The sequence below is a fragment of the Sphingomonas sp. PP-F2F-G114-C0414 genome (assembly GCF_003688595.1).
In the GTDB taxonomy this organism is placed as follows: domain Bacteria; phylum Pseudomonadota; class Alphaproteobacteria; order Sphingomonadales; family Sphingomonadaceae; genus Sphingomonas.
Genome location: NZ_RCWT01000009.1, coordinates 12,228 through 23,583, shown reverse-complemented (window position 1 = coordinate 23,583; position 11,356 = coordinate 12,228). Strand labels below are relative to the sequence as shown.

The 11,356-nt window shown below is 66.7% G+C and carries 13 protein-coding genes; 10 read left to right on the top strand and 3 right to left on the bottom strand.

Going from position 1 to position 11,356, the window contains the following annotated elements:
• Positions 1–31: 31 nt before the first annotated feature.
• Complete coding sequence (cobS, locus tag C8J47_RS00870) at positions 32–1,036, bottom strand: cobaltochelatase subunit CobS (protein WP_056052421.1); 1,005 nt, start codon at positions 1,034–1,036, stop codon at positions 32–34.
• Positions 1,037–1,214: 178 nt separating this feature from the next.
• Complete coding sequence (locus tag C8J47_RS00865) at positions 1,215–1,739, bottom strand: J domain-containing protein (RefSeq protein ID WP_121884072.1); 525 nt, start codon at positions 1,737–1,739, stop codon at positions 1,215–1,217.
• 123 nt (positions 1,740–1,862) lie between these two features.
• Between C8J47_RS00865 and C8J47_RS00860 the strand changes: the two genes are divergently transcribed.
• The 6 genes from C8J47_RS00860 (at position 1,863) to C8J47_RS00835 (ending at position 6,221) form a co-directional block, all read left to right on the top strand.
• Positions 1,863–2,147 (top strand): BolA family transcriptional regulator, encoded by a 285-nt coding sequence (locus tag C8J47_RS00860; protein WP_121884071.1) that lies wholly within the window; start codon positions 1,863–1,865, stop codon positions 2,145–2,147.
• 3 nt (positions 2,148–2,150) lie between these two features.
• Positions 2,151–2,858, top strand: coding sequence for a glutathione S-transferase (locus C8J47_RS00855; protein WP_121884070.1), 708 nt, complete (start codon positions 2,151–2,153; stop codon positions 2,856–2,858).
• 196 nt (positions 2,859–3,054) lie between these two features.
• The gene (locus C8J47_RS00850; RefSeq protein WP_404969235.1) at positions 3,055–3,438 is read left to right on the top strand and encodes an NUDIX hydrolase; all 384 of its coding nucleotides are present in this window, start codon (positions 3,055–3,057) and stop codon (positions 3,436–3,438) included.
• A gap of 4 nt (positions 3,439–3,442) precedes the next feature.
• Positions 3,443–4,342, top strand: a complete 900-nt coding sequence (locus C8J47_RS00845; RefSeq protein WP_121884068.1) for a pirin family protein — start codon at positions 3,443–3,445, stop codon at positions 4,340–4,342.
• Positions 4,343–4,569: 227 nt separating this feature from the next.
• Complete coding sequence (locus tag C8J47_RS00840; RefSeq protein ID WP_404969234.1) at positions 4,570–5,448, top strand: alpha/beta fold hydrolase; 879 nt, start codon at positions 4,570–4,572, stop codon at positions 5,446–5,448.
• 293 nt (positions 5,449–5,741) lie between these two features.
• A complete protein-coding gene (locus C8J47_RS00835; RefSeq protein ID WP_121884067.1) occupies positions 5,742–6,221 on the top strand; it encodes an RcnB family protein in 480 nt (159 codons plus the stop codon).
• 141 nt (positions 6,222–6,362) lie between these two features.
• Here C8J47_RS00835 and C8J47_RS00830 read toward each other — a convergent pair whose 3' ends face one another.
• The gene (locus tag C8J47_RS00830) at positions 6,363–7,463 is read right to left on the bottom strand and encodes a DUF2332 domain-containing protein (RefSeq protein WP_121884066.1); all 1,101 of its coding nucleotides are present in this window, start codon (positions 7,461–7,463) and stop codon (positions 6,363–6,365) included.
• A 46-nt stretch (positions 7,464–7,509) separates the two neighbouring features.
• Between C8J47_RS00830 and hisG the strand changes: the two genes are divergently transcribed.
• From hisG to thiL, 4 genes are all read left to right on the top strand, one after another.
• The gene (hisG, locus tag C8J47_RS00825; protein ID WP_243693365.1) at positions 7,510–8,178 is read left to right on the top strand and encodes an ATP phosphoribosyltransferase; all 669 of its coding nucleotides are present in this window, start codon (positions 7,510–7,512) and stop codon (positions 8,176–8,178) included.
• Positions 8,179–8,308: 130 nt separating this feature from the next.
• Entirely contained in the window at positions 8,309–9,604 is a 1,296-nt protein-coding gene (hisD, locus tag C8J47_RS00820; protein WP_121884064.1) for a histidinol dehydrogenase, read from the top strand.
• Between the two features lie 210 nt (positions 9,605–9,814).
• The gene (gene nusB, locus C8J47_RS00815) at positions 9,815–10,270 is read left to right on the top strand and encodes a transcription antitermination factor NusB (protein ID WP_121884063.1); all 456 of its coding nucleotides are present in this window, start codon (positions 9,815–9,817) and stop codon (positions 10,268–10,270) included.
• A gap of 111 nt (positions 10,271–10,381) precedes the next feature.
• Positions 10,382–11,275 (top strand): thiamine-phosphate kinase, encoded by an 894-nt coding sequence (thiL, locus tag C8J47_RS00810; protein WP_121884062.1) that lies wholly within the window; start codon positions 10,382–10,384, stop codon positions 11,273–11,275.
• The last annotated feature ends 81 nt before the right edge of the window (positions 11,276–11,356 follow it).

The window sequence follows — 11,356 nt, the reverse complement described above, 5'->3', positions numbered from 1 at the left end:
GTGGACTAAATAGCTTAGTCCACCCTGATCTTCAAGCCTTGCCCACCACGCTCTCGGGGAGATCCTTGCCGAACACGCGCTGGTAATATTCGGCGACCAGCGGCCGCTCCGCCTCGTCGCACTTGTTGAGGAACGACAGGCGGAACGCGAAGCCGACGTCGCCGAAGATCAGCGCGTTCTGGGCCCAGGTGATCACCGTGCGCGGGCTCATCACGGTCGAGATGTCGCCGTTGACGAAGCCCTTGCGAGTCATGTCGGCGACGCGGACCATGTTCTCGACGGTCTTCTTGCCCTCGGGCTTGTCGTATTCGCCGGACTTGGCGAGAACGATCTGCGCCTCGACCTTGGCGGGCAAATAGTTGAGCGTGACGACGATGTTCCAGCGGTCCATCTGGCCCTGGTTGATCTGCTGCGTGCCGTGATACAGCCCGCTCGTATCGCCGAGGCCGACAGTGTTGGCAGTCGCGAACAGGCGGAACCACGGGTTCGGGCGGATCACGCGGTTCTGGTCGAGCAGCGTCAGCTTGCCCTCGGTTTCCAGCACGCGCTGGATCACGAACATCACGTCGGGGCGGCCGGCGTCGTATTCGTCGAAAACGAGCGCGGTCGGCGTCTGCAGCGCCCAGGGGAGCAGGCCTTCGCGGAATTCGGTGATCTGCTGGCCGTCCTTCAGCACGATCGCGTCGCGCCCGATCAGGTCGATGCGGCTGATATGCGCGTCGAGGTTGATGCGGATGCACGGCCATTTGAGGCGCGCAGCGACCTGCTCGATATGCGTCGACTTGCCGGTGCCGTGATAGCCCTGGACCATCACGCGACGGTTATGCGCAAACCCCGCCAGCACGGCGAGCGTGGTGTCGGCATCGAAGACGTACGCCGGATCGAGATCGGGGACGCGCTCGTCGGCTTCGGAAAACGCCGGCACTTCCATGTCGGAATCGATCCCGAACATCTCGCGCACCTTCACCATGCGGTCGGGTGCGTCGAGGATCGTGGTCTCGCGGCTATCTGGCTGGGTATTCGGGATATCGGTCATGTTGGCCTCGTGTTCCCGGTAGCTCTAGGCCAAGCGCGGGCAATTACTCAACCGCCGCTGTACGATTGGTCGGGCGATTGACTGGAAGAGTTAGACGAACCGCTCGCCAGCCGTGCGGTTCCGGCGGGGGCGTCGTGAAATATCGATCAGAGTAAGTATGGATCACATTCCCGCTTCGTCAGGCAAAAGCGGTGGCCCCCTTCAGGTGCTGGTAGGCCGCGATCACCTTCTGCAATTCTGCTTCATGCGCGCGGTCGCCGCCGTTGCGATCCGGGTGATAGCGGCGGACGAGTTCGCTGTAGCGTTTGCGCAAGGCCGTCCGGTCGGTGTCCGTGCCGAGCCCGAGCACGCGCAACGATCGCCGTTCGCCATCCGACAGCACGCGGCCGTCCTTGCGCGCCGCCGCCATCCGCTCGCCGAACCGCGCACCGATCGCGTCGATCGGATCGGCGAAGTCCGCCCATTTCGGCGGGGTGTCGCCGCCGCCATGCGCGAACGCACGCGTTTCGCGTTCCCAGCCCGCCATCGGCCGCTGCGCATAGTGGATCTCGTCCGCGGTCATCCCGTCGAAGAAATTATAGCCGGAATTGAACGCGCGGACATGCTCGAGGCAGAACCAGCGGAACCGCGGCGGGCCGCCGTCGCTCGGCCCCTCGAGCGGCGGCGCGCGAAATTCCCCGGGTTCCTCGCAGTCGCGCCACATGCAGACGCGCCCCGTCCCTTCCACGCGGCCGTGAAACCGTGGGCTGGGTCGCTCCTTGCGATTGTTCTGACCGTCTTCGCTCACCGGCTCCCCGCGCTTTCCGAAACGGGCTATATAGGGAGCATGACAGACCTCGCCACCGGCTCCATACAGGACCAGATCACCGCCCGCCTTACCGCGACACTCGCCCCGACGCAGCTGACAGTCGTCAACGAGAGCGGCCTCCACGCCGGTCACATGGGCGACGACGGCACCGGCGAAACGCATTTCCGCGTCGAGGTGGAAACGCCGCGTTTCGAAGGCCTTAACCGCGTCGCGCGCCAGCGGCTCGTGAACCAAGCGCTCGCCGATCTGTTGAGTACGCAGATTCATGCGCTCGCCATCAAGGCCCGCGCGCCGGGAGAGTGATCGATGTCCTACAAGCTCTGGTATTGGCCGTCGTTGCAGGGCCGCGGCGAGTTCGTCCGGCTCGCGCTCGAGGGCGCCGAGATCGCGTATGAGGATTGCGCGCGGACGGTCGGCGAAGAGGGGCTGCTCGCGAACCTCAACGATCGCACCGGCCGCACGCCGTTCGCGCCGCCCTATCTGGAGCTCGACGGCCTGGTGATCGCGCAGGTCGCCAACATCCTGATGTATCTCGGCGAACGTCACGGCCTCGCGCCGTCGAACATGGCGGACCGGCTGTGGCTCAACCAGCTCCAGCTGACGATCGCCGACCTCGTCGCGGAGGTGCACAACGTCCATCATCCGGTCGCGATGATGGACTATTACGACGACCAGAAGCCCGAGGCCGCGCGTGCGGCGAAGCAGTTCCGCGAGGCGCGGATGCCGAAGTATCTCGGCCATTTCGAGGATGCGGCGCAAGCCAATACCGGCGACTGGCTGATCGATCACAAATGGAGCTATGCCGATACGTCGCTGTTCCAGGTGATCGAGGGGCTGCGGTACATGTTCCCGCAGCGGATGAAGACGCTCGAACCCGACTATCCGAACCTGATCCGCATCCACGACCAGGTCGCTGATCTGGGCGGCATCAAGGCGTATCTAAAAAGCGACCGGCGCGTTGCCTTCAACACCGACGGCATCTTCCGCGCGTATCCGGAACTCGATGCGGCATGAGTCACCTTCGATCCTCCCCCGCCAGGGGGAGGTGGATCGCGCAGCGAGACGGAGGGGGCGGTAAGCGATGACCGCTGCTCCGTGTCCTCCCCCTCCGTCGCCTTCGGCACCACCTCCCCCTGGCGGGGGAGGATCGAAGCGCACCCCACGCCCGGCCGCACGTATCCTGCTCGTCGATGGCCAGGATCGCGTGCTGATGTTCCGCTTCACCCCCGCCGATCGCCCCCCGCTCTGGTGCACGCCGGGCGGCGCAGTCGATCCGGGCGAGAGCTATGCCGCCGCCGCGCGCCGCGAACTCTGGGAGGAAGTCGGCCTCGACATCGACTGCGGTCCCGAAGTCGCACGACGCGTCGTCGACTTCCGAACCTTCGAAGGCACAGAGGTCACCGCGGACGAACGCTATTTCCGGATCGACGTCGACAGCTGCGAGGTAAAGGCGGGCGATCTCACCGAACAGGAGAAGCAACTGCTCGTCGGTCACCGCTGGTTTTCCCGAAACGACATCGTCGCGCATGACGAAACGCTCTATCCAGCAGACCTGGTCGAACTGCTCGACGCCACGGAACCTGCCAAGGGATAACGCCATGCTCGATGATTTCGTCCTCCAGACCATCCTGCCGTCGACGCACGATCTCGGCGGGTTCAAGGTCCACCGCACGCTGCCGAACAAGGAGCGGACGATGGTCGGCCCGTTCCTGTTCTTCGACCAGATGGGCCCGGCGCATCTCGAAATCGGCCAAGGCATCGACGTGCGCCCGCACCCGCATATCAACCTGTCGACCGTCACCTATCTGTTCGACGGCGCGATCGACCACCGCGATTCGCTCGGCACGCAGGCGCGGATCGAGCCGGGCGCGGTCAACCTGATGACCGCGGGCCACGGCATCGTCCATTCCGAACGCTCGCCCGGCGACGAGCGGGCCGAGGGGCCGAACCTGTCGGGTATCCAGACTTGGTTGGCGATGCCCGAGGCGGTCGAGGAGATCGACCCGGCGTTCGAGCACGTCACCAAGGCGCAGCTGCCAACGATCGAGGCGCACGGCGCACACTCGCGGATCATCATGGGGAGCCTGTGGGGCCAGACCGCGCCGACGACGACCTATTCGGGGACGATCTATGCCGACATCGCGCTCGATCCGGGCGCGAGCGTGCCGATCGACGCGGCCGCCGAGGAGCGCGCGATCTACCTTGCAATGGGTGAGGCGACGCTGGAGGGTGTGAAACTGGAGCCGCAGGTGCTGTACGTGCTCAGGCCCGGTATCTCCGCGACGCTGCGGTCCGCCCACGGCGGCCGCGCGATGCTGTGTGGCGGCGACGCGTTTACGACGCCGCGCCACGTCTGGTGGAACTTCGTCAGCTCGAACCGGGATCGTATCGAGCAGGCGAAGCGCGACTGGAATGCGGGCAACTTCCCGAAAGTGCCCGGCGACGAAAAGGAATGGATCGAGATCCCCGCGATCCCGAAGACTGTCAGCTATCCGTAACTCCTCCCCTCCCGCATGCGGGAGGGGGTAGGGGTGGGCACGCGCTATCGCCGCCCGCTCCATGTGAAACTGGCCGCGAGCCCACCCCCGGCCCCTCCCGCATGCGGGAGGGGAGAACGCACCTTCTGCTCTCCTCCCGCTTGCGGGAGGCGTCGGGGGAGGGCATGATCCAAGGGCAGCGCGAACGGGCAGGCCCTCCCCTAACCCCTCCCGCCAGCGGGAGGGGAATGATGTCGGACCTGCAACGCATCGCGTTATCTACCGGAATCGAACTCGACGTTGCGATCAGCGGCGACCTGGCGAACCCGCCCGTCATCCTGCTCCACGGCTTCCCCGAATCGCACCGCACCTGGCGCGACATCGCCCCCGACCTTGCCCGCGACTATTACGTGATCGCCCCCGACCAGCGCGGGTTCGCACGCTCCTCCAAACCCGAGGGCGTCGACAGCTACAGCCCCGACAAGATCGTTGCCGACCTGATCGCGCTCGCCGATCACCTGAAGATCGACCGCTTCACGCTGGTCGGCCACGACTGGGGCGGCGCGGTCGCCTGGATGGCCGCGCTGCGCCACCCCGAGCGCGTCGCGAAGCTGGTGATCATCAACGCCCCCCACCCGCTCGTCTTCCAGCGGACCATGTTCGACGACCTCGAACAGCGCGCCGCCAGCCAGTATATCCGCGCCTTCCGCAACCCCGATCTCGAAAAGCATATCGCCGCGATCGGCCTCGAAACCTTCTTCGACACCAGTTTCGCAAAGCACGCCGACCTCGCCGCGATGGCCGAGGACAAGGCCGCCTATCTCGACGAATGGGGCCAGCCCGGCGCGATCACCGCGATGCTAAACTGGTACCGCGCCAGCGCGATCGTCGTCCCCGCAATGGACGAAACGCCGCCCCGCCCCGCGTTCCTCGATGCGCCGTTTCCGCCGACCACCATGCCGGTGCTGGTGATCTGGGGAATGCAGGACAGCGCTTTGCTGCCGAGCCAGCTCGACCTCGCCGAGTATGTACCCGACCTCACGATCGAGACGATCGACGCAGGCCATTTCGTGCCCTGGCAAAAGCCCGATGCGGTGATCACCGCCATGCGCCGCTGGGGTATCTGACACGACCACCACTCAGCAATGTACGTACCGCTGCCCTACATTGAACCACCCCGGCGAAGGCCGGGCCCAATCCGGTAACGGCCGAAATTTGGAACGGCGCTGCGTTACTGCAAAGGCTCCAATGGACCCCGGCCTTCGCCGGGATGGTCTGACTGTTAGTAGGGCAGGGAACACAGAATCGGGCATGCGCCACCTGTCTGAATCCTGACGACCGCATTCTGCGATCGTTCAGCGCGACGGGCGCAAAACCCTGTCCATGCCGTCGATTCGGCGTCGAACATAGGAGAGCAGTCATGCGCAAGATGATCCTCGCGGCCGTCGCCGCCGCCACCCTCGTCCCAACCGTCGCCACCGCGCAGAGCTACGGCGAAGTCCGCCGCGACCAGCGCGAGATCCGCGAAAGCCAGCGCGACCTCCAGCGCGCGCGCCGCTACGGCGACCGCCACGACGTCCGCGAAGCCCGCCAGGAACTGCGCGAAGACCGCCGCGAAGCACGCGAAGACTGGCGCGACTATCGCCGCACGCACGGCGACCTCTACCGCCGTCCGGCCTATGCCGGCCCGCGCGGCTATCGCTACCGCCCGGTCAACGTCGGCTACCGATTCGCGCCGGAATATTACGGTCGCAACTACTGGATCAACGACTATCAAACGTATCGCCTGTCGCGCCCGGCGTACGGCTATCAGCGCTGGGTCCGCTACGGCCGCGACGTCGTCCTGGTCGACACGCGCTCGGGCCAGGTGGTCCAGGTCAACAACGGCTTCTTCTACTAAGCCGGACGGGCCCCTCCGTCACCCCGGACGTGTTCCGGGGTCCACCGGTCCGCAAACTCGAAGCAATCGATGCGCGGAACGGTGGATGCCGGAACGAGGCTCTCCTGAGCTTGTCGAAGGGTCCGGCATGACGGGGGGACCTCAATCCTTCTCGTACGCGCCACGCCGCATGACGTAGTCGCGCGTCTCGTACGGCAGCGCCAATCCTTCGACCCACGCGCCATGTGCATGAGTTAGCGCGACCAGTTCCATCGCCCGCTCTCCCGGCCAGCCGCGGACGCGCACCTCATGCCGGTGCAGATCACGATTCGGCTCCATCATTACCCAGCCAAGCGGTCGCTCCACTGTCGCCCGCGCACCCGCCGCCTCCATCGCGCCCCGGATCCGCTCGCGCGAAGCCGCCGGCAGATACTGCCACACCACCGAATGCATCAGCACGCGCGTCACTCCCTCGGGCTGCGGCTCGGCCAATTGCGCCTCGACCCAGTCGGCCGCATCGCCCCTCACGAGATCGACGCCACCCGCGCGCATCATCGCTATCGCCGCCGCCAACCGCGCCTGCCGCTCGACCGCATCGACCCAGACATACGCCTCCAGCCGTGCCGCAGCGTCCGGATCGGCGACGTCCACCGGGTGGATATCGACGCCGCGGGTCGACCCGATCTCGACGGGCGCGTTCGGCGGCGGCGGCCCGCGCCATTTAGGACGGATCGTCACCGGCGATGTATCCGGCCCGACATTCACGCCGCCGAGATCGAACCGATAGCGATCGATCAGCAGGTTCAGCCCCGCACTCGATCCTATCTCGAGCACCTCGAACCGCGGCCCGTATCGCTCGGCCAAATGGAGGATCCCGGTCATCATTCCCGCGGACCGCGCCGCCTCGTTGGTCTGTGGCGGCCCATCGAGCCACGGCAGCAACGCCGCATCCTGCGCGACCAGCGTCGCCCGCAAAGCAGCCGCCACGCGTACCGGATCGGTCTCCGCCCCGGCAAACACGGCAGAAAGCGCCGGATCGACGCCCGCGCGGTGCAGCGCATGCAATCCGCCGACCAGCCGCAACGCCAGCGCATCCGCGACAGGCTCGCCCGACCAGTCGAGCACACGCCGCCCCGTCTCGCTCTTGCGATCCACCGCGGTCGCCAACGCAGTGCAGACCCGCGCCGTAATCGGCGCGTCCATCGCGGTGCAATAGCCCGCCTGGATATCGAACGCCGCACGGTTAGCCGGTTCATTTGCCATGTGCAGGTTGTTGCACCCGCCAAGCCCCCCCCGTAAAGCCCGGCGCGTGCCAGATTCCCAGATCATCATCGCCGTCCCCAAGGGACGCATCCTCGCCGAGGCCCTGCCGTTGCTCGCACGCGCCGGGGTGCATCCCGAAGCGTCGTTCTCGGATGAGAACTCGCGCGCGCTCCGGTTCGCGACCAACGATCCGGCGATCTCGCTGATCCGGGTGCGCGCGTTCGACGTCGCCACTTTCGTTGCGCACGGGGCTGCGCAACTCGGCATCGTCGGGTCGGACGTGATCGCCGAGTTCGGCTATTCGGAGCTTTACGCGCCGGTCGACCTCGGCATCGGCCATTGCCGGCTGTCGGTCGCCGAGCCCGCCGAGATGGCGGCGCAGGACGACCCGCGCGGCTGGAGTCACGTCCGTGTCGCGACCAAATACCCGCATGTGACGGCGGCGCATTTCGCGAGCCGCGGCGTCCAGGCGGAGTGCGTGAAGCTCAACGGTGCGATGGAACTGGCGCCCACGCTCGGTCTCGCACCGCGCATCGTCGACCTCGTATCGTCCGGCCGCACGCTGCTGGAAAACGGCCTAGTCGAGGTCGAGACGATCATGGAAGTCACCAGCCGCCTCGTGGTTAACCGCGCCGCGATGAAGACGCGCAGCCGGGTGGTGCCGCTGGTCGAGGCATTCCGTCGCGCAGTCGAAGCGCAGGAGATCGCAGCATGACTGCCCTCATCTGCTCCACTTCCCGCAAGCGGGAAGGGGCTGGGGGTTGGGCTCGTGCTTTCCTCCAGCGTAACGCCAGTGGTGAGCGCGTGCCCACCCCCAACCCCTCCCGCATGCGGGAGGGGGGCAAGTGATCCGCCTCAACACCTCGGATGCAGACTTCGCGACTCGCTTCACCGCGCTGGTCGAAGACCGCCGCGAGTCCGACGCAGGCGTGACGCAGGACGTCGCCGCAATCATCGCCTCGGTCCGCCGCGACGGTGAAACCGCAATCCGCGACCTCACGCAGAAGCACGACCGCCACGACCTCGAAACTACCGGCTGGCAGATCGACGCCGCCGACTGCAAGGCCGCGTTCGATGCACTCGACCCGGACCTGCGCACCGCGCTCGAACTCGCCGCCGCCCGCATCCGCGCGTACCACGAGAAACAGCGCCCCCTCGACAGCGACTCGGTCGACTCCGCAGGTGTGAGGCTCGGCGCGCGCTGGCTCCCCGTTGACACCGCTGGCATCTACGTCCCCGGTGGACGCGCCGCCTACCCCTCTTCGCTGCTGATGAACGCGATCCCCGCCAAGGTCGCGGGCGTCGGCCGCCTTGCGATGGTCACGCCGACCCCCGACGGCCAGATCAACCCGCTGGTCCTCGCCGCCGCGCATCTCGCGGGCGTCGACGAAGTGTGGCGCGTCGGTGGCGCACAAGCCGTCGCCGCGCTCGCGTATGGCGCAGGCCGGATCGAGCCGGTCGACGTCATCACCGGCCCCGGCAACGCGTGGGTCGCGGAAGCCAAGCGCCAAGTCTACGGCGTCGTCGGCATCGACATGGTCGCGGGCCCTTCCGAGATCGTCGTCGTCGCGGACGCGCTCAACGACCCCGAATGGACCGCCGCCGACCTGCTCAGCCAGGCCGAGCACGACGTGACCACGCAGTCGATCCTGTTCACTGACGATGCAGCGTTCGCCGACAAGGTGACGGACGCCGTGGACCGACAGTTGCGCGACCTCGCCACCGAAGCCGTTGCGCGCGTTGCTTGGGACACCAACGGCGCGATCGTTGTCGTCGACACATTGGCGGATGCGATCCCGCTGGTTGACCGCCTCGCCGCGGAGCATCTCCAGCTGGCGATCCCCGATCCGCAGGGCTTCTTCGACCGCATCCGCCACGCGGGCTCGGTCTTCCTCGGCCGCTACACCCCCGAGGCAATCGGCGATTACGTCGCCGGCCCGAACCACGTCCTCCCCACCGGCCGCCGGGCGCGATTTGCCAGCGGGCTGTCTGTGCTCGACTTTATGAAACGCACCAGTTTCCTGGCGTTGGACGAAGCAGCTCTGCGCGAACTCGGGCCTGCTACGGTTGCTTTGGCCAACGCAGAGGGCCTGCCGGCTCACGCAAAATCGGTGGCTTTGCGGTTACGGCTTAACAGTTAGATTTGTTCACGCGGAGGCGCGGAGACGCGGAGGTGTCGACCTAGCCGCGTAGCGGCCGTTCAATCATCGGCGGATGAAGAGATCGAAGCGGCTGCGCCGCACGCAACATCTCCGCGCCTCCGCGCCTCCGCGTGAACAACCCTTCTTCCCGTTCCGTCCGAAACGCAAAGGGCTGACACACAGCCCCCCCGCGCCTACAGGCAACCGCTTATGACTCGAACCGCCCCCCGCACCAAGGCGCGTGCCGCCGCTCGCCTCGCCGCCGTCCAGGCGACTTACCAGCACGAGATGGAGGGCACCGCGATGCCCGTCCTGCTCAACGAATTCCACCAGCACCGGCTCGGCGCGACGATCGAAGACGTCGAATATGCCGAAGCCGACGTCGATTTCTTCGACGACCTCGTGACCGGCGCCAACGCGCGCGCCGGTGAGATCGACGTGCTGATCGAGGGCAAGCTGGCCAAAGGCTGGACGCTTGCGCGGCTCGACAAGCCGATGAAGGCGATCGTCCGTGTCGGCACGTATGAACTGCTCGCGCGCAAGGACGTGCCGGTCGCGGCGGTGATCAGCGAATATGTAGACGTCGCGCATGCGTTCTACGACAAGCGCGAGTCCGGCTTCGTGAACGGGCTACTCGACGGTATCGCCAAGGAAGTGCGGGCCTGAACTCCCTCTCCCCTCCGGGGAGAGGGTCGGGGTGAGGGGCTGTACCGGGCGGTGCGCTGTGTGGCAGCCCCTCACCCCAGCCCTCTCCCCGGAGGGGAGAGGGAGCAGAGAGTGACCGAAGCCGAGTTTATTGCCGCACTCCGCCTGCTGCCGCTCCATCCGGCGGCGCGCGGCCTCAACGACGATACCGCGCTGATCGACGCAGGCCCGCTCGTCGTCACGACCGACACTCTGGTCGAAGGCGTGCACTTTCTCCCGACCGACCCCGCACAGGACGTCGCCTGGAAGCTGGTCGCCACCAACCTCTCTGATCTCGCGGCAAAGGGGGCCAGACCCGAGGGGGTCCTCCTCAACTATCCGCTCAGCGACGACGCATGGGACCGGGCGTTTCTCGAAGGGCTCGCCGACGTCCTGACCACCTTCGACACCAGGATCATCGGCGGCGACACCGTGACGCTCCCTCCGAATGCGCCGCGGGTCCTGACCCTCACCGCGTTCGGCAGCGACGCCGCGGCGCCCGCCCGAAACGGCGCACGCGACGGCGATGCGCTCTATGTAACGGGCACGATCGGCGACGCGGGCGCGGGGCTAGCCATCGCACTCGGCGCACAAGGCCCAGCCGAATTCCTTGCCGCATACCGGCGCCCCCAGCCACGGCTCGCCGACGGTCGCATACTTGCCCCGCAGGTCCATGCGATGATGGACGTATCCGACGGGCTGCTTATCGACGCATCCCGCATGGCCTCAGCCAGCGGCCTCGCCGTGAGCGTCAACCTCGCGCGCATCCCCATATCCGACGCCTATCGCACCTTCTCCGGCGACCGGCTCGCCGCCGCAACCGCCGGAGACGACTACCAACTCCTTTTTGCTGCACCGCAAGATTTCATCACCGACGCCACTCTAATCGGCGCGTTCTCAGTCGGCTCGGACCTCACTCTTCACGACTCGGGCACCCCCGTCCCGCTCCCGCCAAGTCTAGGCTACGAGCACCACCCCCGAGGATAACTTGCGCAATACCCCCGCACTGATAGGTTCGCTGCATCGGGACTCGGCAAAGTCGAGACCGGAGAGGACCTGACAAGAGGG